General features: G+C 64.7%; 15 protein-coding genes and 1 pseudogene. 7 read left to right on the forward strand and 9 right to left on the reverse strand.

The window, feature by feature from the left end:
* The 3 genes from guaA to WAN71_RS28400 form a co-directional block, all read left to right on the forward strand.
* Positions 1-1500: glutamine-hydrolyzing GMP synthase (guaA, locus tag WAN71_RS28390; protein WP_422228516.1), on the forward strand; the 1500-nt coding region annotated here is incomplete at its 5' end.
* A gap of 202 nt (positions 1501-1702) precedes the next feature.
* Positions 1703-2398, forward strand: a complete 696-nt coding sequence (locus WAN71_RS28395; RefSeq protein WP_422228517.1) for a hypothetical protein — start codon at positions 1703-1705, stop codon at positions 2396-2398.
* A gap of 34 nt (positions 2399-2432) precedes the next feature.
* Positions 2433-3962: a DNA polymerase Y family protein gene (locus tag WAN71_RS28400; protein ID WP_422228518.1), complete on the forward strand. Its 1530-nt coding sequence runs from the start codon at positions 2433-2435 to the stop codon at positions 3960-3962.
* Positions 3963-3997: 35 nt separating this feature from the next.
* Here the strand turns inward: WAN71_RS28400 and WAN71_RS28405 are convergent.
* The 3 genes and pseudogenes from WAN71_RS28405 to WAN71_RS28415 form a co-directional block, all read right to left on the reverse strand.
* Positions 3998-4327: pseudogene (locus WAN71_RS28405) on the reverse strand (alpha-hydroxy-acid oxidizing protein); the annotation flags it as partial.
* Between the two features lie 295 nt (positions 4328-4622).
* Positions 4623-5015, reverse strand: a complete 393-nt coding sequence (locus tag WAN71_RS28410; RefSeq protein WP_422228519.1) for an SRPBCC family protein — start codon at positions 5013-5015, stop codon at positions 4623-4625.
* Complete coding sequence (locus tag WAN71_RS28415; protein WP_422228520.1) at positions 5002-8223, reverse strand: ATP-binding protein; 3222 nt, start codon at positions 8221-8223, stop codon at positions 5002-5004. The genes WAN71_RS28410 and WAN71_RS28415 overlap by 14 nt, the downstream gene beginning before the upstream one ends.
* Before the next feature lie 455 nt (positions 8224-8678).
* Here WAN71_RS28415 and WAN71_RS28420 point away from each other — a divergent pair, with 455 nt between their 5' ends.
* On the forward strand, positions 8679-10145 hold the full coding sequence (locus tag WAN71_RS28420; RefSeq protein WP_422228521.1) for an FAD-dependent oxidoreductase: 1467 nt from the start codon (positions 8679-8681) through the stop codon (positions 10143-10145).
* On the opposite strand, the gene WAN71_RS28425 is transcribed toward WAN71_RS28420, so the two are convergent.
* Both WAN71_RS28425 and WAN71_RS28430 read right to left on the reverse strand, forming a co-directional pair.
* Positions 10139-10294 (reverse strand): hypothetical protein, encoded by a 156-nt coding sequence (locus WAN71_RS28425; RefSeq protein ID WP_422228522.1) that lies wholly within the window; start codon positions 10292-10294, stop codon positions 10139-10141. The two genes, WAN71_RS28420 and WAN71_RS28425, sit on opposite strands and share 7 nt — an antisense overlap.
* Positions 10295-10389: 95 nt before the next feature.
* Complete coding sequence (locus tag WAN71_RS28430; RefSeq protein WP_422228523.1) at positions 10390-11433, reverse strand: nucleoside hydrolase; 1044 nt, start codon at positions 11431-11433, stop codon at positions 10390-10392.
* Between the two features lie 292 nt (positions 11434-11725).
* Between WAN71_RS28430 and WAN71_RS28435 the strand changes: the two genes are divergently transcribed.
* The gene (locus tag WAN71_RS28435; RefSeq protein WP_422228524.1) at positions 11726-13750 is read left to right on the forward strand and encodes a sensor domain-containing protein; all 2025 of its coding nucleotides are present in this window, start codon (positions 11726-11728) and stop codon (positions 13748-13750) included.
* Positions 13751-13896: 146 nt separating this feature from the next.
* Here WAN71_RS28435 and WAN71_RS28440 read toward each other — a convergent pair whose 3' ends face one another.
* Positions 13897-15909, reverse strand: a complete 2013-nt coding sequence (locus tag WAN71_RS28440; RefSeq protein ID WP_422228525.1) for an SDR family oxidoreductase — start codon at positions 15907-15909, stop codon at positions 13897-13899.
* Between the two features lie 207 nt (positions 15910-16116).
* Between WAN71_RS28440 and WAN71_RS28445 the strand changes: the two genes are divergently transcribed.
* Entirely contained in the window at positions 16117-16539 is a 423-nt protein-coding gene (locus WAN71_RS28445) for a hypothetical protein (RefSeq protein ID WP_422228526.1), read from the forward strand.
* Positions 16536-17102, forward strand: coding sequence for a methyltransferase family protein (locus WAN71_RS28450; RefSeq protein WP_422228527.1), 567 nt, complete (start codon positions 16536-16538; stop codon positions 17100-17102). The genes WAN71_RS28445 and WAN71_RS28450 overlap by 4 nt, the downstream gene beginning before the upstream one ends.
* Before the next feature lie 30 nt (positions 17103-17132).
* Here WAN71_RS28450 and WAN71_RS28455 read toward each other — a convergent pair whose 3' ends face one another.
* From WAN71_RS28455 to WAN71_RS28465, 3 genes are all read right to left on the reverse strand, one after another.
* Entirely contained in the window at positions 17133-20042 is a 2910-nt protein-coding gene (locus WAN71_RS28455) for an RND family transporter (RefSeq protein ID WP_422228528.1), read from the reverse strand.
* Positions 20039-20443, reverse strand: a complete 405-nt coding sequence (locus tag WAN71_RS28460) for an MmpS family transport accessory protein (RefSeq protein ID WP_422228529.1) — start codon at positions 20441-20443, stop codon at positions 20039-20041. The genes WAN71_RS28455 and WAN71_RS28460 overlap by 4 nt, the downstream gene beginning before the upstream one ends.
* A 179-nt stretch (positions 20444-20622) precedes the next feature.
* On the reverse strand, positions 20623-21054 hold a 432-nt coding region (locus tag WAN71_RS28465), incomplete at its 5' end, for a TetR-like C-terminal domain-containing protein (protein ID WP_422228530.1).

Here is a 21054-nt window from a genome sequence, read left to right on the forward strand (position 1 = left end):
GCCCAGTTGATCGCCCGACGGGTGCGCGAGGCCCGGGTGTACTCCGAAGTGATTCCGCACACCGTGTCGATCGACGAGATCAAAGCCCGCGACCCGAAGGCGGTGGTGCTCTCCGGTGGCCCGGCCAGTGTCTACGCCGAGGGCGCGCCGCACCTGGATGCGGCACTGTTCGACTTGGGCGTGCCGGTATTTGGCATCTGCTATGGATTCCAGGCAATGGCGCAGGCCCTTGGCGGCGCCGTCGAGCGCACCGGCACCAGCGAGTATGGCCGAACCGAACTGAAAGTCGCTGGCGGTGAACTGCATTCGGATCTGCCCAAGACGCAACCGGTCTGGATGAGTCACGGTGACGCCGTTACTGCCGCACCGGACGGGTTTGATGTCGTGGCTACCAGCGCCGGGTCACCGGTGGCCGCCTTCGAGAATCGGTCGCGACGGCTGGCGGGCGTGCAGTACCACCCCGAAGTCATGCACACCCCGCACGGGCAGCAGGTGCTCACCCGGTTCCTGCACGAATTCGCCGGCATTGCGCCGGATTGGACGCCGGCTGGCATCGCCAGCGTGCTGATCGAGCAGGTGCGCAACCAGGTAGGCGACGGCCACGCGATCTGCGGGCTATCCGGTGGGGTGGATTCCGCGGTGGCCGCCGCGCTGGTGCAACGTGCCATCGGGGACCGGCTGACCTGTGTGTTCGTCGACCATGGGCTGCTGCGGGCCGGCGAGCGCGCGCAGGTGCAGCGCGACTTCGTCGCCGCCACCGGCGCGAACCTGGTGACAGTCGACGCGGCCGCAACGTTCCTCGAGGCGCTGTCCGGGGTGACCAATCCCGAGGGCAAGCGCAAGATCATCGGACGGCAGTTCATCCGTGCGTTCGAAGGTGCCGTACGGGATGCCTTGGGAAACAAGGACATTGAGTTCCTGGTGCAGGGCACACTGTATCCCGACGTGGTGGAGTCCGGTGGCGGCAGCGGCGCAGCGAACATCAAGAGTCATCACAATGTCGGCGGCCTGCCCGGCGACCTGAAGTTCAAACTCGTCGAACCACTGCGGCTGCTGTTCAAAGACGAGGTGCGCGCAGTCGGGCGCGAGTTGGGCCTACCGGAGGAAATCGTTGCGCGCCAACCCTTCCCGGGCCCGGGTTTGGCGATCCGGATCGTCGGTGAGGTCACCGCGGCGCGGCTCGACACGCTGCGGCGGGCAGACTCGATCGCGCGCGAAGAGTTGACGGCTGCGGGTTTGGACCAGCAGATCTGGCAGTGTCCGGTGGTGCTGCTGGCCGACATCCGTTCGGTCGGTGTGCAAGGCGACGGCCGCACCTACGGGCACCCGATCGTGTTGCGGCCGGTGTCCAGTGAAGACGCGATGACCGCCGACTGGACTCGGGTGCCCTACGAGGTGCTGGAGCGGATCTCCACCCGGATTACCAACGAGGTCGCCGAGGTCAACCGGGTGGTGCTGGATGTGACCAGCAAGCCGCCCGGCACCATCGAGTGGGAATAACGCCGCTTCTCGATTTCATTGAAATTGCGTCCACGGTTGTGCTGGGGCCCCTCACCACAGCCATGGCGGCAATCTCGACGCCACCGCGCTAAGTTAGCTGGGCAGTACGCCGCTTGACGTTTGTCGGTGGGCAGGTGTTGACTGATCGTATCGAACATACATTCGAACATCATTGGTAACACCCGTCCCTCAGGAGGTGGTGATGACGGCGATTCTCGCCTCCGATCAGCCTCATCACAGCCGTTCTGAGCAGCTAAAACAGCTGCGCCGCCAGATGGCGGCGGTGTCCGGGAAGGTCGGTTCTCCTCGGCACGCTCACACTCGCGGTCGCCCCGGCCCCGACGACCTGCTACCGGAGTCGGAGATCAAGTTGCCGATCCCGCAGCTGCTAGCCGATGTGCTGCCTGAGGCGTTGCCACGGGGAACAGTGGCGGTGCTGTCGGGGGCCCGGTCGCTGCCGCTGAGCATGGTGGCCGCGGTGACGGCCGCCGGCGGGAACGCAGCCATTGTCGGCCAGCCGGATATCGGATTGCTTGCCGCCGTAGAGATGGGAGCGGATCTAAGCCGGCTTGCGGTCATCCCGGATCCCGGTGCCGATCCGGTGGAGGTGGCTGCGGTGCTCATGGACGGAATGGATCTGGTCGTGCTGGCGCTGGGCGGACGCTCGGTGCCACAGACACGGGCACGGGCGGTGGTAGCCCGCGCTCACCACAAAGGCTGCACTCTGCTGATCACCGATGGTGACTGGCAGGGGGCGTCAATACGACTTGAGGCTCAGGTCTGTGGCTATGAGACCACGGCGAGTACGCCCGGTTTCGGACGGATCAGCAAGGTACGGCTCCGGATCAGCGGGATGCACGCGAGGGGACGGGCAATCGGTCAGGTGCGAATCGGATAGTCGCGTGGCCTCCCGAGTACTGGCGATTTGGTGTATGGACTGGCCTGCGGTCGCCGCGGCAGCGGCCGCTGGCCTGCCCGCGACCGCCCCGGTCGCCGTCACGCTGGCCAACCGGGTGATCGCCTGCTCATCGGCTGCCCGTTCGGCAGGAGTGCGGCGAGGATCGCGGCGACGAGAGGCGGCGGCCCGTTGTCCGCAATTGCATGTCGTGACTGCCGATTCCGACCGCGACGCCCGCTTCTTCGAAGGGGTTATCGCGGCGGTGGACGATCTGGTGCCCCGCGCCGAGGTGCTGCGACCCGGGCTTTTGGTGTTGCCGGTGCGCGGGGCGGCCCGCTTTTTCGGATCCGAACAGCAGGCCGCCGAGCGGCTGACCGACGCTGTGGCCGCAGCCGGCGCAGAATGTCAGGTCGGGATCGCCGACCAGCTGTCCACCGCGGTCTTCGCCGCCCGTGCCGGTCGTGTCGTCGAACCGGGAGCAGACGCGCGGTTCCTGTCGGTGTTGTCGATCCGGCAACTCGCCACCGAGCCCAGCCTGTCCGGTCCCGGACGGGACGAGCTAGCGGATCTGCTGTGGCGGATGGGGATTCGGACCATCGGACAGTTCGCCGCATTGTCGCGCACCGACGTGGCTTCCCGGTTCGGCGCCGACGCGGTAAGCGCGCACCGGTTCGCCTGCGGTGAGCCGGAACGCGGACCATCCGGGCGTGAGCCGCCGACCGAACTCGACGCCGTGCTGCATTGCGATCCGCCGATCGACCGGGTGGACGCCGCGGCATTTGCCGGCCGCTCGCTGGCCAGCACGTTGCATCAGACGTTGATGGCCGCCGGGGTGGGATGCACTCGACTGGCCGTTCACGCCGTCACCGCCAACGGCGAAGAGCTGACTCGGGTGTGGCGATGCGCCGAGCCATTGACCGAGGATGCCACCGCCGACCGGGTGCGTTGGCAGCTGGACGGGTGGTTGAACACCAGGACCCTTGTGGATCGGCCTACCGCACCGGTGACGTTGTTGCGGCTGCAGGCGGTGGAGGTGGTGTCGGCCGGGGCGCTGCAGTTACCGCTATGGGGTGGCCTCGGTGAAGAAGACAGGATGCGGGCCCGTCGGGCGCTGGTACGAGTACAGGGTTTGCTTGGCCCGGAGGCAGTGCAGGTGCCTGTACTGTCCGGCGGTCGTGGACCTGCCGAGCGCATCACGTTGACGCCGCTGGGCGACGAGCCGGTGCCGCGGGCCGATCCGGGTCTGCCGTGGCCCGGTCAACTGCCCGAGCCGTCGCCGACAGTGCTGCTCGATGACCCGGTGGAATTGCTTGATGCCCGGGGCAATTCGATCCGGGTGACCAGCCGCGGGCTGTTTTCAGCCGACCCGGCACGGCTGACCTCTCGCGGCCGTGACGACCGGTTGCGCTGGTGGGCCGGACCCTGGCCGGTTGACGAGCGGTGGTGGGATCCGGATCGGGCGAAGGGACGCACCGCCCGCGCCCAGGTCTTGCTGGAGGACGAGCGGGCATTTCTGCTGTGCTACCGACAACGGCGCTGGTATCTCGAGGGAAGCTACGAGTAACGCTGCTTATCCGGTGGGAAGCAACGCGTCTGGTGTCAGTCCTTGAGCGAGGGGTAGCCGTCGACGGCCATTATCAGGTCCGCTTCGGCCAGCGGGGAGCGCAGCACGTGCACGATGCCGTCGACACCGCCGAGCGCCAGGCCGTAGGCATACGGAAGACCGATGCCTACCGCGCGGTCGCTCCCATCGCCAGGGCCTTGATGATGCCGGCTCCGCTGCGAACGCCCGAGTCGAACAACACTGGCAGCCCGTCGGCGGCCTCCAGCACTCCGGCAGGCAGTCCAGTGCGGGAGTCCGCCGTTGGCTTGTCGTCCGCCATGATTGGAGCAGTAAATCCCGTCGACGCCAATGTCTTTGGCGCGTCGGCGAACCTGATGGGGTATGGCGGCTGCCGGCCGGCCTGTCCTTGTTCATAGAGCTCGTTTGGTATTCGGCGAACGCCATGGGCTCACGGATGCCCGCCGATCGATTAGCCAAACCCGCGGGTCAACATTCGGCGGATAGGATTCGCCCCGTGCAAATACCGTGAATATCAACACAATTCGCGCCAGTCAACGAATCTGCGGGTCGTGGTGGTCGCTTGGGCGATGGCCGGGCTGGGCCGAGCGGCCACAGGACTGCTCGCTCAGCGGGATGCGCTTGGCGCCAGAAGGGTCTCAGCTACCCCGCGGCCGCGAGCTGCCCCAGCCGCCGTAGAGACGACCCGATTACTTCGCGCTGCATTTCCAGACGCGCCGCTTCGGACTCCGGAATGTCAACATGCACAGAAATGTCTGTACCGCCGCCGTCGGCTGGTTCGAGATGCCACTGAAAAACAAGATCCGACACCATGCAGGAGATTGTGACGCGCCGATCTTGTGGGCGGGCATCCAAAGCCTGAGGCATCGGGAAGTCGGGGTAGCCCTCGACGAACATGGTGTAGTCGCCTTCGTCGCCGGCCACGGTCGACGCGATCCCAGTCCACCATTCAGGAAACCGCACCGGGTCGTACAGCAGCATCCAGACGTCTTCTGGCGCCGCAGATGTCTGTGTCGAATCGTCAAAGCTTGGCATGTGTGCTCCTCATGTCGAGTTGGGCGAGATCCGTAAGGACGGCGTCAAGCTCCTCTGTCGGGGAGACCTGACCGATCACCGGCCGGCCTAAGTCGGCGAGCGCGGAAGTTGATCCGGTGGCGTCGGCGGTGGCGATGCGCCGGCGCCAGCCCGCGGCTGCGCGCTGTAGGTGACGTTGGGCCCCGCCGCTGTCGCCCTGCGCTGCGGCGATGAGCCCACGCACCGATGCCATGCGCGCGACGAGCGTGTCGGGCCGATCGGCGGGGCCGACGGGTTCCAGCGCGGTCGCGGTAACTTCCTGTTGAGCGTCGATCTGTCGTCCTAGACGGGCCAGCGCTTCGGCGCGCTGGAGTCGCGCCAACGGCCGCCCAATCGAGGTGGTTTCGGCGCTCAGCGCCCGCCCGAGGCACTCGGCGGCCTGCTCGTAGCATCGGGCGCGCAGCAGGATGCGGCCCGTTTCGGCGTCAGCGGTGGCGGCGAGTTCCGTGCCGCCGATCCGCTCCGCCAGTCGCTGGGTTGCGCTGGCAACACGTATCGCCTCCGGGTGGCGGCCAAGCCGAGACATCAGCCAGGCGCGGGAGAGTTGCACGTCGGCCTCGATTGCCAGCGGCAGCGCTCCGGCGCTGGGCATTGTGCCGATTTCATCGAGCAATTCGAGAGCCTCCGCATAGGCGCCGGTCGATGCCAAACCCGCCGCGGCGTTCAGTAACGATCCGTACATCAGGTCAAGCCGGCCGACCGACCTCGCGATTGCGGCAGCCGCCCGTCCCGCCTCGCCGACCTCGTCGAGGCGACCTTGCCGTATATGGGCGAGCGTGCGGGCGATGTGGCGGCGGATGTCGCGGATTGGGTCGGTGGGCAGCCGCCTGCATTGCGTGTCGATGGTGTCCAGGATCTGCTCGCAGGCCGCTGGGTCGCCGGCCATCGCCTCGCATAACGCGAGAAACGCTTGCGCCTGAAGCCGCAACCGCAACGCCGAGAGCCCCGCGGTGTCAATCATTTCCAATGCCGTGACGACGGCCCGCCGGGCCACCAACGGCCGGCAGAGCGGGCCGGTATTCCACTCGGCCCAGCGGATGTAGGCGGTTACCATACCGACCCGGTCGCCCGTGGCGTCAAGCGCAGTCATCGCGCGTTCGAACCGCGCCTGCGCCTGATCGGCCATCCCCCGGTGCGCGGCCACACCCGCGAGGTCCAGCACCACCTCGACGTTGTGAGGCTGCAAAGCGGCGGCCTCACCCAACAACTCGTCGGCGCGGCTGAGCGCCCCGAGCGACATCGCGTGGTTTGCCGCGCGCACCAAAAGCCCCGCCGCGGCATCGCGGTCGCCGGCGGCCAGTAGATGCCGAGCAGCCTCGCCGGCCAACTCCGGCTCGCCGTTCTCGTCGATATCACGAGCGGCGGCGGCGTGCAGCCGCATCCGCTGCAACTCCGGCAGATCGGTGTAGTAGGCATCACGCACCAATGCATGCCGAAAATCGATGGCGCCGTCAGCGATCTGCAACAGTCCCGCGTCGCCCGCCGCTTCGAATGCCGCGTCGAACTCGGCGTCGTCGGGTGACCCGGTCCGACGGCGGGCGTCCTCTATCCTCAGCGGCCGCCCGGCCACCGCCATCACTTCGCACAGCGCATGCGCGTGCCCCGACAGATGTCGTCGGGCGGCCCGCACGGTAGAGCGCAGCCCTTCGGCAATGGCCACATCGCCTCGCGCGATCGCGCGCGACGCCTCGACCGCTAGCAGGGCGTTGCCGTCGGCCGAGGCGACCACGGTTCCGATCGCGCCGTCATCGATTACTCCGGCGTTTCGGGCTATCTCGGCAATATCGTGCTGCGTCAGCGGTTTCAGTACCACATCGCACACCAGCGCGGCGCAGTGACGCGCCTTTTCTTCGGCGTCTGCCAGGGCGGCCGGCACGGGACGGTTTCGCCGCGTCCAAACTAGCAGCATGGGCAGGCTCTGAACCCGCCGAGACGCACGCGCCAGCACGGCGGCGCTGGCCTCGTCGCAGCCGTGCATGTCTTCCAGGACCGCCAGCAGCGGTGCCTGTCGTGCGGCGTACGCGAGCAGATCCAACAGTCCCTCGGTCAGCCTGGCCTGCTCGAAGTCGGGTGGGCCGGGAGCGGCCGGCTGAATCATCGTCGGCAGCAGCGGAGCCAGCGCCGTCGTGAACGGCTCCCCGAGAGGAACGCCGCCCAGGCCGCGCAGCAGCCCAGCTGCGAGATCGGCCCACGGCCAATACGGCGGGCAACCGATCGTGGGGGCGGTGCCGAGCGCGGTCAGGCCCCCGGTGTTGCCGGCCAATTCAGCGAGCTCGGCGACCAACCGGGTCTTTCCGAGGCCCGACTCGCCGCGCACGACCACTACGCCACCTTCACCGCGACGCGCTGCTCGCCAGGCCTGTCCCAGCGACTGGAGCTCCGAGTCTCGGCCAACCAGCGGAGTCATCGCCAGCCGCCGTAACGCCCTGGGCGCCTGGGCCTTTCGGCGCTGATCCTGTTGGCGGCCGCGTATTTTCTCGGCCAGCTGCCAGGTTTCGTCGGCGGTGGCGATCTTCAATTCGATGCGCAGCCGGTCGACAATCCGCGCGTAGACCGCCAGGGCCAAGGAACAATCTCCGGCCTCGTCGTAACGACGCATCAGCAGGCGGGCACACGTTTCGGAATAGGGATTCAACTCCGCGGCGAAGCGGGCCCGCTCGATGGCCAGAGCACGATCGCCGTTGACAGCGGCCTTGTCGGACTGATCCAGCAGCAGCGCGATCACCTTGTCGCGGTGGGACTCACGCGCGAGAATTGCCCACTCGTCGTCGAGACCGGCCAGCAAGTCGCCCGACGATATTGCTAATGCCTCCTCGAGGCGGTCCTCGGCAACGAGCTCGTCGAAACGGACGACATCGACATCGACGTTGTGTAACCCGATTTGGTTGCGCGAGGTGTCCAGCACGTCGTCGGCGTGATCTCCGAAAGCGCGCCGTAATGCCCACAGCGCCGTGCGCACGCTGCTGCGCGCGGCCGAATCGGCGACATCGGGCCATAACACCGATGCGATTTCGGAGCGGCTGCGCGACCCCGGATGGGTGGCTAGCCACCCGAGTAGGGCCACAGCCCGCAAACTATCGGGGAGGCCTACCGCAACGCCGTCGACATCGATGCGGACGTCGCCCAGCACGCGAACCGAGACCGACACCCCGGATTGGTCGGTGGCCATGGCGTCTCCCAGCCGTTTGCCCTGGTCAATCGTAACAGCAATGCACCAGCCCGCTCGCTGCGTCGCGATTGCCGGTTGATTGACGCTGGATTGACGGTCGGTTTCAGACCCTGGGCTCGACACATCAACCACTGCACCGGAGAAACCGCCATGTCCCAGATAACACGACAACCCATAGCAACTTCGAAAACGGAATCGGCTCGGCCGGCAGCGGCCTCCGCCCCGGGTAGGAACACATCGGTCCTGATTACCGAGAAGCAGGTTGCGTTCAGCACCGCGGCAGCCGTATCAGCCGAACCGCGTCGCAGGGCGTGGCCGGTCGCCGCGCTGAGCGCCCGACTCGGCCGCATGCTGACCGGGTTGACCGAGCCCCGGCCGCACTCCTTACGTCATGAGCCCGTGTATTTTGAGGCGTCGCGGATGTCTCGTGAGATGGAACGACTGTGATGGCATCGGTGTCGCGAGCGCCTCGTCGACACGGCCCGCGCCCGGCGACACGAACCGAACTGGGTAAGCATGCGGTGGTGCTCGGCGCCAGCATGGGCGGCCTGCTGGCCGCCAGGGTGCTCGCCGACTTCTACAAGAGCGTGATCGTGGTAGAACGCGACATCCTGCCGGCAGCGCCAGTGAACCGGCGAGGCGTCCCACAAGGCAGGCAGATACATGCCATCCAGGCGCGCGGCACGGAGATCCTCGAGGAGCTATTTCCCAACTTCCTCGATGAATTGCATGCCGCCGGTGTCGTCAGCTGGGATGACGGCGACTTTTCAAAGATGTCGATTTCGGTTGGGGGACACCAGGTCGTTAGGTCCGGCAGCGCGCCGAGCGCCCTGTCGATGTCGATCTCGTTTGTCAGCCGGCCCTTGCTCGAATGGAATGTTCGGCGCCGGGTCCAGGCCCTTTCGAACGTCACGTTCCTCGAGGATCATGACGTGATCGGGCTGACTGCTACGCCGGCCGGTGACCATGTCACCGGGGCCCGGATAGTCGACCGCTCAACCACCCGCGGGACCACGCTGACCGCCGACCTGGTCGTCGACGCCACCGGACGCGGTTCTCGGACGCCGAATTTCCTGGAGGAGCTTGGTTATGGCCGTCCTCCCCAGGAGGAGCTGATGGTGCATCTCGCCTACGCGTGCCAATTGCTGAGGATCGCACCCGGCGCCATCGACGAACACATGATCGCCCACTTCCCGGCGCCCGGTAGAGCGAAAATGTTCGGCTTGATCGAATATGAAAACGGTACTTCGATGTTTGCCGTCGGTGCATTGGCCGGACTCGAGCCGCCCGGCCTTCCCGCCGAAATGCTCGACTTCGCAGCCGATTTGGCGCCCACTCACGTGCTACAAGCGGTTAAGGCTGCGCAGCCGCTCGGCGACGTAGCGCACCATCGCGTCCCATCCAACCGGTGGCGGCGCTACGACAAAATGCGCCGGACACCCGACGGTCTACTGGTGTTTGGCGACGCGATTTGCAGCTTCAATCCCATTTACGGACAAGGCATGACGGTCGCCGCCATCGAAGCAACCGTGTTACGGGACTGTCTGCGCCGCGGAGAGCGCGATCTGCCACGACGGTTCTTTCGCGCCAGCGCCAAGAAGGTGCGGATCGCCTGGCAGACGGCCGTCGGTTCCGACCTGGCGCTTCCGGAAGTGGCCGGACCACGGCCGCTGTCGATGCGCATCACCAATGCCTACCTGGATCGGGTGATGACCGCCGCCGAAACCGATGCCACCGTGGCCGGGCACTTCATGCGAGTCATCGGAATGATCGATCCACCTGTTCGGCTCTTGCGCCCGAACGTGCTGCTGCGCATCGCGCGGGCTAATCGGTCTCGGCGGCCCCATCCGGAGCGGCCCGCTCCAGCAGCCGCCGGGTCGGAGCGCGACGTGGTGGACACCGGCGTGCGGCCGTTTCAGTGACCTACCGGCGCCGTGGTCAGCCTCTCGTGGACCAGCGCTTTCGCGCCGTGGCCGTTGCGGCTACCGGACAGCAGCGCGTGGACAAGTTGGCGTGCCCCAAGGATCCGGGTAACGACGAACGCCTTACGGTCGACCCGTTTCGCGCGCACCAGGTGGAGCACAGCGCCAGGGGCCGCCAACAGCAGAGCTCCCGTGCGGCGCGCATGAACTCGATGCGGCGAACATTCAAGGCTGACCAACCCGTTCAGCCGAGTCGCTGCGCGAACGGTCCGACCCGCTCGATGAACCGGTCGAAGAACACAGCCGGATCGACTCCAACACCGATCAGCGCGTTGGGTTTTCGACCCCAGCGCCCCGACCAGTCGGTCACTGTCATGCCGCGGGTCAGCGTCCCCGTCAGCTCGACATCCACCGTGGCCGCTCGGGTGGCGAGCAGCTGTGGGTCCAGTGCGACCGCCGCGGCCAACGGATCGTGCAGATGCGCCTGGTAACCGTGGCCGAGGTCGTAGTAGGACTCCAGGTAGAACCGCGTCGCGTCCTCGATCACCCGAATCAACCGGTTGGACGCCGAGGACCGGGTGCCCCGCTCATCGTGAACGCTCAGCACGTTTGTCGTAGTGTGCGCAGCTGCCGCCAGTCTCCCCAGGATTTCCGGTGTTATCGAGATGTTCCAGGTCACGTCTAGGCCACACAGAATCGGAAGCGATTGCTGCTCAGCGCCTTCCGCCTCTGCTGGGGACCAGGCGGCGAACACTTCGGCCGCCGCCTCCGGATCCACGCCGATGTTCCATTCCGCCACTGGATTGGTGTTGCCGCGGTAGTCATAGGCGCCACCCATGATCACCAGCCGGCGCACCAGCGTCGGCAGCGCCGGTTCCTTGCGCAGCGCCAACGCCAAGTTGGTCAGCGGACCGGTGGCCAGCCCGATCAGCTCTCCCGGATGGGCACGCGCCGCCTTGACCCACGCTGTCGCCGCATCGTCGCCGGTGAGCCGTCGATCGGTCGGCGGCAACTCCGCGTACCCCAAACCCCTTGGTCCGTGGACTTTCCCGACCGGAAGCGCGGCGGAGTTCAACGGATGATCGACACCTTTCGATACCGGCACGCCGTCGATCCGGCACAGCTCGAGCAGGCCGAGGTTGTTCTCACACACTTGATCCACCCCGACGTTGCCACCGGTGGAGGCGATGCCGATCAGCTCGGCCTCCGGGCTGGCCAGTAGATAAATCAGCGCAATCGCATCGTCTACACCGGTGTCGACGTCGGCGAAAACCGGTGCGGCGGCCACTGCGGCAACGATACCGGGACGCGAGTTGCTCAGGCCGTGAAGGTGATCACCAGCGGTAGAACGACTTCGCATGCGAGGCATGGCGTGCGCGCAGGTCCTGTCGGCGGCACACAACTCGCAGCATTTCCGCAGGTCACAAAAATCGTAAACCGGCCCGTGGTCCGGCGAAAACGGCATACGGTGGCTCTACCGAGCGGCCCAAGAATCCTCCAAGGCGTTCGCTTCATCCTTTGCTTCCCTGGCTTGGGGTCGGCACGGAACGTTGACGACAGCGATTCGCGGAAGGTTCGCAATGGACGATAAAGAACACCGCGAAAGCGATGACGGGGCGGTGACGAGTAAAGCGGCGCCCGGGAACCCACTCGGGTTGGGGTTGGTCCTCGTCGGCGCGGCTGCCCTGGCTGTCTCGGTGTTCTTGCCGTTGCTGCAACCGGCCGGCGGGTTACCAATCGTCGGGAAAAACACCCTGTTCCAGGAAATCGGCTGGCATTTGCTTTTGCTCCCGTTGTTTATTGCCCAGTTTGGCTACAACGCTAGCCAGGGCAAGCGGCTTGGCCAGTGGTTCGTCTTCGTCTCGTGTGCTGTCGCAGCGGTGGGCATTGTCTTGTTAGCCAACGACAAGGGCCTGCGGACTCTTTACCCTGTCGGTTCCGGCGGAGCCGTCGATACCTCCCAGCCTGGGTTGGTCACCAGCCTGGGCATCGCGATCTATGTTGCGGGCGCGGGCGTCGCCGTGGCATTCATAGGTGCGCTGGCGCTCGTTCAGAGTGCAGGCAAAGAAGTAGCGAACGTCGGACCCGCCCGTCAGCGGAACATTGGCATGCACGAAACGCGCGTCCCGGCGGAGGGAACCCCACAGCCGGAACACGCGGCGCTAGAAGCGGAGTCGTCAGCGACAGAAGTCGAAACACATGCTGCTGAGGCGCAGGCACGCGCCATCCGCTCACCCCTGCAGTCGACGTGGCCGCTGATCGCGGCGATCGTGGTGGTCGTGGCCGCAGTCGCCGGCTACCTCCTTTTGCGCCAGCCCTCCACCACCTCGCAGCCCTCCACCACCTCGCAGCCCCCCACCAAGCTCACTCCGGCGCAGGCCGCGCTAGGACGTCTGCTGCTCAGCCCCGACCAAATCAACACCGCGATGGGCATCACCGGGTTGACGGTCGGGGGAACCACCGGCGCGTTGGGCGAGGTTGCCTCGAAGGTGTCGGACAAGGCCTGCCAACCCATAGCCAGCCCGGCGGAAGCCGAGGTCTATGACGGCAGCGGGTGGAGTGACCTGCTCGGACAGGAGCTCCGCGAGCCCGGCAACACTTACAGGCATGGTGTCGACCAGTTTGTGGTGTCGTTTCCCTCCGCGCAGGATGCGGGCGCGTTCTTCACCGCCTCCGCCCAACAGTGGCCGGCCTGCGCCAACCGGCAGTACACCATCGCCATGATGGGCCAGGATCTGGTGCACAGCGTGGGGCCGGTCTCCAACACCAACGGCACCCTGAGCGTCACCAACACCCAAAAGGCCGGCAATGGAGTTTATACCTGTCAGCGGGCGCTGACCGTGGCCAACAACGTCGTCATCGACGTCGCGGCGTGCAGCCTCAACCAGTCCGACGCCCCGTCCGACTCCCCGTCCGACGCCGCGATCAACATCGCTCATCAGATCGCCGCCAAAGTACCGGTCGGCAACAACAACCCCGCACCATCAACCGCACCGGAAACCAACATCACTGGCCCGACCGCCGCACCTCCCGTCGCAGAGAGTGTGCTGGACGGGCTGCTGCTCAGCCCCGACCAAATCAACACCGCGATGGGCACCACCGGGATGACGGTCTCGGAAACTTATACCGCGTTGGACGACGGCAGGGGTTACCTGTCGGGCGGGAATTGCCGACCAATATGGGGCACAAGGGAAAAAGAGGTCTATGGCTGGGGGTCGGGCGGTGTGCGCGGCCAGGGGTTCAAGGAGCCCGGTGACACTAAGACTCATTTTGTCGATCAGAGTGTCGTGGCTCTTTCCTCCGCGGATGACGCGCGCGCATTGTTCGCCGACTCCGCCCAAAGTTGGCCGGCGTGTGCCAACCGGCAACTCACCTACTCCAAGGCCGGCCAGCCCGATCAGGTGTGGAGCGTGGGGCCGGTCTCCAACACCAACGGGATCCTGAGCACCACCAAAACCGAAGAGGGCCACAATGGTTCGACGTGTCAGCGGGCGCTGACCGTGGTCAACAACGTCGCGATCGACGTCGTCGCGTGCGGCGGCTCCCCCGCCGGCGCCGCGGTCAACATCGCGCATCAGATCGCCGCCAAAGTGCCCACAACGTAGTGCAAGGCGCGAGCGGATAGTTGATCGGCGTCTGCTTGTATCTGCGATATCGCAACGCTTGCCGTCACGTGCGCGCTGGCCGATGCAACTACTCACACCTCGCCGCGGTCGCTCAGGCGTCGCAGGCTTGGTCCGCTGGCTGGCGACTACCAGTGCACTCCGGGAACCAGTCGCACGGCTCGCTTGATCGGTCCGGGAACCCTCATTCGGGCAACAGCGGCGCGTGCCGGGCGCTTCGGTCGACGCGAAGACTGCTGGTTCACAACAGGTTTCGAGGCGGGCTCGCCACGCGCTGCCGCTGAATCCGGATATCCGAGGTAGAGCTGATGCAGGATCCGTCGCGACAGCTTGGGGGTGAAGTAGTTTCCGGCTTCGGCAAGGGTGCCCACCGGGGTGTCGATACGGGCGGGCTTGTCGACCAGCCCGCGCACCACCATCGCCGCGGCATGCTCGGCGCTGATCGGCGGAACGGGGTTGAGCCGCCGCGACGGCACGATCATCGGGGTGGCCACCAACGGCATGTGGATATTGGTGAACGTGATGTGGTCGGAAAGCGTCTCGGTGGCCACCACTTCGGAGAACGCGTCCAAGGCGGCCTTGGTCGGCAGATACGAACTGTACTTAGGGCTGCGGGCCTGCACGCCGGCGCTGGAGACGTTGACGACGTGACCGAACCGGCGCTCACGCCAATGCGGTAGCAGCGCAAGCACCATCCGCACCGCGCCGAAGTAGTTGACCGCCATGACCCGTTCGTAGTCGTGGAACCGGTCGGTGGCGTTGACCACCGAGCGGCGGATCGAGCGGCCGGCGTTGTTCACCAGGTAGTCGACGTGGTCGAAGCGGCCCAGGATGTCCTTGACCGTGTGCTCCACCGAGTCGGAGTCGGTGACATCGCAGGTGAAGGCGTAAGCCTGGCCACCGTTGGCGCGGATGTCGGTGACCAGGTCGTCGAGCGCCTCACCGTTGCGCGCCAGCGCGAATACCGTTGCGCCCCGCTCGGCGATGGCGATTGCCGCGGCCCGTCCGATGCCGCTGGACGCGCCGGTGATGATCACGTGGCGGCCGACCAGTGCTCCGGCCGGATCGTTGCGGCGGGCCCGGTCGGGGTCTAAATGCTCGGCCCAATAACGCCACAGCTTGGGGGCGTAGCTGGCGAACTCGGGAACCTCGATGCCGGTGCCGTGCAATGCGTTTCGCGTGTTGTCGGAGATGAACGTGGGCGCCAGGTCGACGACGTCGAGAACCTCGGCGGGAATGCCCAATTGGGTGGCCGCCATGTTGCGCCACACCTTGGCCCGCCCGCGCACCTTCATCACGGGTGCGGCGACCGACCGCGGCAGCGATCCACGCAGTGGCGGCAGCCCGGCCGCGGCGGCGATCCCGCGGTAAATACCCCGCAGCCCAATGGTTTTCGGTGCGGTCAGGTGGAACGTCTGGCCGTCCCGACCGTCCGCGTGCATGAGTGCGACCAGCGCGTCGACGACGTAGTCGACCGGCACGATGTTGGTGCGGCCGGTGTCGGGCAGCATGATCGGGGTGAACTTGGGCAAAACCGCCAGCTTGGCCAGTACGCCGAAGAAGTAATACGGTCCGTCGATCTTGTCCATCTCACCGGTGCGCGAATCACCCACCACCACCGCCGGACGGTAGATCCGATGGCGCAGGCCGATCGCCTCACGCACCAGCAGCTCGGCTTCGAACTTGGTCTGGTGATAGGGCGTCGGCAGCGGTTGGCCGACGTCGAAATCAGACTCGGTGTACTCACCGCGGAATTCTCCAGCCACCGCGATCGACGACACGTGGTGCAGGGTCGCGTCGAGCTTGCGCGCGAGTTCGATCACGGCGCGGGTGCCCTCGACGTTGGCGATCCGCTGCTCGGGCTCCGGGGCGGTGATGTCGTAGATCGCCGCGCAGTGCACCACATGCTCGACGTTGCCCAACTCGGCGGTGGCCTCGTCGGTCAACCCGAGATCGGGCTCGGCCAAGTCGCCGACCAGTGGTTTTGCTCGTTCACCCCACGGCTCGGCCAGGCGTTCGAACCGGCCCAGCGACGGACGGCGAACCATCACCCACACTTCGGCGTCCGGCCGCTCGCCCAGCAGACGTGAGACCACTCGGCGCCCGATAAACCCGGTACCGCCGGTAACGACATAGCGCATGCAAGCCATGGTGGCCCTTGGTGCCGTCGCACGTCAACGCAGTGTGACGCGATCGGCGATTACCGGGGTTTGCGGTCTCATCACGTGGCCGCCTGGCTTAAACCTTGACGAGTCTGCGCCGACAGCGCATATTCATCATATGATGACTTCATCGGGCGATGAATTCTTCGGACTCGGTGCGATGTCTCGCTTAGACGAGCCATCAACATGACCGCCTCGCGGCTCAAGCGTGGTTTCCTATGGCTGCTCAACCACACCCTCAATCCGGTCACCGAGCGCGCGGCTCGTTCGGGGCACGGCCCATTCTCGCTGGTCCGGCACGTCGGACGCCGAACCGGCCGGGCCTATGAAACGCCGATCATCCTGGCTTCGGTCGACGGCGGCTTCGTCGCCGAGCTCACCTACGGGACCGCGGTGTCGTGGTACAAAAACGTGCTTGCCGCCGGCCGCTGCGTTGTCGTTGTCAAAGGCGTCGACTATCCGATCGATCGCATCGAACCGTATTCGGTCGCGGCTGGCCTGCGCGCGTTCGGCTTTCCGCGAGCGCTCATTCTGCGTGTGCTGCGCCGGCGCGAATTTCGCTTTCTGCATGTCGACCAGCAACTACGAATCGGAAAGGACCCTCGGTGACCGGATATTTAGCCGCTCTGGCGATCGTGCTCCTGCTTGGCACGGTATTAACACGAGTGCTGCTGCTACGACGGGCAGGGACACAGGCGATGCACTTCGGCGACCTAGACAAGACGGACTTCTTGATCCCGCCGGTGGCGCTGTTCTACTTCTATACGATCTTTGCTGCCGCGTTCAATTGGCCCCTGGTCAGCACTCAGACGGCCTTCCACTCCAACGCCATTGCCTGGATCGGTGTCGGACTGTGCTTCATCGGTCTGCTGGTTTTGTTTCTGAGCCTGGTGTCATTCGGCAGGAGTTTCCGGGTCGGCATCGACGTCGACCAGCCCGATAAGCTGGTGACCACAGGCATATTCGCCATCAGCCGCAATCCGATTTACGTTGGGTTCGCGCTCGTGTTGGTCGGTCAGTTCCTGGTGTTTCCCAACTGGATTCCGTTGGTCTACCTTGCCGCTGGGGTCTTACTCTTCCACCGCCAAGTGTTGCGGGAGGAAAGTTTCATGCGGCAACACTACGACCAGCAATACGCGGACTATTGTCGACGAGTTAGACGGTATTTGTGAGGCCTCGGAACAACGAGCACGACCGTTCCGCTACGACCGTGAGCGTGACGGTATCCGGGTAGTAGTCACTTCGTCGTCGTCCCACAGCAGCAGTTGACGGACTGCGGGGCGCGATCCGTAGGGCCGAAGCATGGAGCTGGCCGGACGCGGGCGCACCCGTTGCGGCCACCAGAACCAGCGCCCGAGGATCGCGGCGATGGACGGCGTCATGAACGAGCGCACGATCAGCGTGTCGAACAGCAGTCCCAGGCCGATGGTGGTTCCCACCTGACCCAAGATTCGCAGATCGCTGACGATGAAGGAGGCCATGGTCGCGGCGAACACTAGGCCCGCGGAGGTCACCACCGAGCCGCTACTGGCCATCGCGCGGATAATGCCGGTATTTAGTCCGGCGTGAATTTCTTCTTTGAACCGGGAAATCAGCAGCAGGTTGTAGTCGGATCCGACGGCCAACAGGATGATGATCGACAGCGCCAGCACAATCCAGTACAACTTGATGCCGGAAATATCCTGCCAGACCAGCACGGAGAGCCCGAAAGAGGCGCCTAGCGAAAGCGCGACCGTGCCGACGATGACGATCGCAGCGATCAGGCTCCGGGTGAGGATCATCATGATGAGCAAAATGAGGCTCAGCGCGGCTATTCCGGCGATCATCAGGTCGTAGAGGGCGCCGTCTTGGACGTCCTTGTAGGTCGCGGCGGTGCCGGCGAGATAGATGTTGGAGCCCGCCAACGGGGTGCCCTTCACGGCCTCTTTCGCCGCGTTCCTGATCGCGTTGATATGCGAGATACCTTGGGGGGTGGCGGGATCACCTTCATGGGTGATGATCATGCGAGCCGCCTTGCCGTCCGGCGACAGAAACAGTTTGAGGCCGCGTTTGAGCTCGGCGTTGGCGAAAGCCTCCGGAGGCAAGTAGAAGGAGTCGTCGTTCTTGGCGGCGTCATAAGCTTGGCCGAGAGCGGTCGCGGTATCGGTGTTAGCCCGGGTTTGGCCGTTGATCCCGGAGTTGGTGGCGTAGTTGGATAGCGTCAGCTCCAGGTTCTTTGACTGGTCGGCGATTTGGGGCGGTAGCAGCTTCACCAATTGCTGCTGGCCCGCATCCAATTTATCCAAACTTGCCGACAGTGTTGCAAACTCTTCAGCGAGCTGGTCGATAGTATCGATTGATTCAAATACGTTTCTGAACGCATAACAGATCGGGATATCGTAGCAGTGCTTTTCCCAATAAAAGTAACTGTGAATCGGCCGGAAGAAGTCGTCGAAATTCGCGATCTTATCGCGCAGGTCACTGATTATGGCCAATGTATCGTGAAAGCCTTGTGTCTCGTCGTGCGTCGAGGCGGCGAGAGTTTTCTGCAGCGCATACTGCTGGTTCAAGATGTTGACCGTATCCTTCAGGGTGTCGGCCTGTTTCATCAAGTCGTCTGCGCGGTCTTTCTGGTACTGCAGGTTCTCGATGTTGCCGATGCTTCCCGCGCTGATCTGGAAAGCCAGGGAAGTGTGGTCGAGCGGGGTTCCCAACGGCCGGGTCATGGACTGCACCTGGGCAATGCCGCCAGTGTGGAAAACAGCTTTCGCCACTCTTTCCAGGTTGATCATGTCGGCCGGATTACGCATATCGTGGTCGGTTTCGATCATCAGCAGTTCGGGATTGAGCCGGGATTTTGAAAAATGCCGGTCCGCGGCCGCGTAACCGATATTGGCCGGGGTCCTGGCGGGCATGTAGTCCTGGGCGTTGTAGCTGGTCTGGTATCCCGGCAAGGCGAGCAGACCGATAAGCGCTATTGCCACCGACACCGCGAGAATCGGTACGGGCCAGCGGACGATGGCCGTGCCGATGCGCCGCCATCCCCGGGTCTGCATGGCGCGCCTTGGTTCGAGGAGACCGAAATGACTGCCGACGGTAAGGACTGCTGGTGCCAAGGTGAGCGCCGCCAGCACTGCTGTGATGATGCCCAAAGCGGCGGGAATACCCAGGCTTTGGAAATACGGTAGCCGGCAAAAACTCAGACAGGCCACCGCGCCGGCAACGGTCAGGCCCGAGCCCAAGATAACGTGGGCCGTGCCGTGGTACATGGTGTAGAACGCTGTTTCCCGATCCTCCGCGGCGTGCCGGGCCTCGTGATAACGGCCGAGGAAAAATATCGCGTAGTCTGTCCCGGCGGCGATCACCAACAACGTAAGCAGATTAGTCGCATACGTGGAAAGTCCGATCAGCCCGGCGTTTCCGAGAAAGGCGACGATTCCGCGGGCCGCGGCCAATTCCAGAAGGACCGTGACAAGCACGAGGAACATGGTGACGACCGAACGGTAAACCCACAGCAACATCGTCACGATCACCAGCACCGTTACGATGGTGACCTTCACGATGCCTTTGCTGCCCACCTCGTACTGATCCGTGATGAGCGGCGCCGCGCCGGTGACATAGGCCTTGACCGCGGGCGGTGGTGGCGTGTGCGCGACGATATCGCGGACAGCGTCCACGGACTCGATGGATTTCGCCTCGCCCTGGTTACCATTCAGGTAAACCTGAACATACGCGGCCTTGCCGTCGTTGCTTTGCGAGCCTGCAGCCGTCAGCGGATCCCCCCAGAAATCCTGGATATGCTCGACGTGTTTGGTGTCTTGTTGGAGTTTGCGAACTAAGACGTCGTAAAAATGGTGGGCGTCGGCGCCGAGCGGCTTTTCGCCTTCCAAGAGGACCATGGCCGCACTATCGGAATGGAACTCGTGAAATACTTGGCCGATGTGTTTCTGCGCCTGCAGTGAGGCCGCATCGGGAGAGCTCAGCGACACGTTATGTGCTTTCCCGACCTCTTCCAAATTCGGTACAAAGATATTCGTTAGGGCGGCGAGGGCCACCCAGAACAGCAGGATCGGCACCGAAAGCCGGCGGATGGTGTGAGGTGCCCAAGGCCTGGGGGCGTGCAGGTGACTCATGCGGACTTCACCAGGCAGAACGTGTACGCGTTCACTGCGTTGACGATCCTTTCGTCCTTGATTTCACCGTCCACGGTGATGCGGCAGCCGAGTGAATCGCTGTTGCCCTGCGCCACAAGGTTGCTGAACGCGCCAGGCTGGGTCGTGACCATGGTCAACGTCCACGGCAGCGGCACGTTTGTCACTTTCTGCGGCTGAATATTGATGTCCACGTAGTTAATCGTCGCCACCTTCCCGGGTTCGCCAAAGACCTCGAGGGTGATGTGCTTTGGGTTGAAAGGCTGGGTTTGATCCGCGATGCCGCTGGCGGTGGACGTGACGTTGTGCGAGCCGAAGATCCCATGCAGCCGATAGACGCCGAAGCCGGCGGTCGCGACGACGGCGGCGGCGACCAGCACCATCCAATAACGTTTGACCAAGCTACTTAGTGAAATCGCTTTCACCCGTTGGCCTTTCGATAGCCGGTGGCACGACCGCCTGGCCACATTGCCGATGCTTCAAGCGCGGAGCGACAGATAGGACAGTACGGTACCGGACCGGACAGCACAAGAGACGCTAGCGTACACATTCGGGCAGTCACTCACTCGGTAGGTCGGATCAGGCTTGGCAGGATGACCTTGTCGACGAGAGCTTGCACAGTCTGCCGTGTCGGCGGCCGGCCGGGAAAGATCGACCGGAAGATCAGATAGTGGGGCAACAGATCCCAGAGTTCGTCGTTGATGGCGGCTTGGCCGATCTCACCGCGTTCAGCGGCCTGCTGAAGGATCTGGGCGATCAAGGCCTTCCGTTGCTCGATGAACTGCTGCGTCACGTCGTTGAGTGCGGGGTTGCGCGCCACCTCGACGAGCACAGCGCGAATGGTGCTGGCGTGCTGCTGACCCTGTTGGCAGATCAGCTCGCCCACACGCAGCAAATCGTCCCGCAGCGTGCCGGTGTCGGGCGGGATGGCGATCTGGCGGATGCCCTCGATGAACGCGGCCAACACCAATTCGGCCTTCGACGGCCAGCGCCG

Source organism: Mycobacterium sp., from assembly GCF_049280035.1.
Classification (GTDB): domain Bacteria; phylum Actinomycetota; class Actinomycetes; order Mycobacteriales; family Mycobacteriaceae; genus Mycobacterium.

Bases quoted from the DNA above. Each gene is read 5' to 3' on its own strand.
- WAN71_RS28395 (WP_422228517.1), top strand. From the start codon at position 1,703: ATGACGGCGATTCTCGCCTCCGATCAGCCTCATCACAGCCGTTCTGAG.
- WAN71_RS28400 (WP_422228518.1), top strand. From the start codon at position 2,433: ATGGACTGGCCTGCGGTCGCCGCGGCAGCGGCCGCTGGCCTGCCCGCG.
- WAN71_RS28410 (WP_422228519.1), bottom strand. From the start codon at position 5,015: ATGCCAAGCTTTGACGATTCGACACAGACATCTGCGGCGCCAGAAGAC.
- WAN71_RS28415 (WP_422228520.1), bottom strand. From the start codon at position 8,223: ATGGCCACCGACCAATCCGGGGTGTCGGTCTCGGTTCGCGTGCTGGGC.
- WAN71_RS28435 (WP_422228524.1), top strand. From the start codon at position 11,726: ATGGACGATAAAGAACACCGCGAAAGCGATGACGGGGCGGTGACGAGT.
- WAN71_RS28440 (WP_422228525.1), bottom strand. From the start codon at position 15,909: ATGCGCTATGTCGTTACCGGCGGTACCGGGTTTATCGGGCGCCGAGTG.
- WAN71_RS28445 (WP_422228526.1), top strand. From the start codon at position 16,117: ATGACCGCCTCGCGGCTCAAGCGTGGTTTCCTATGGCTGCTCAACCAC.
- WAN71_RS28455 (WP_422228528.1), bottom strand. From the start codon at position 20,042: ATGAGTCACCTGCACGCCCCCAGGCCTTGGGCACCTCACACCATCCGC.
- WAN71_RS28460 (WP_422228529.1), bottom strand. From the start codon at position 20,443: ATGGTGCTGGTCGCCGCCGCCGTCGTCGCGACCGCCGGCTTCGGCGTC.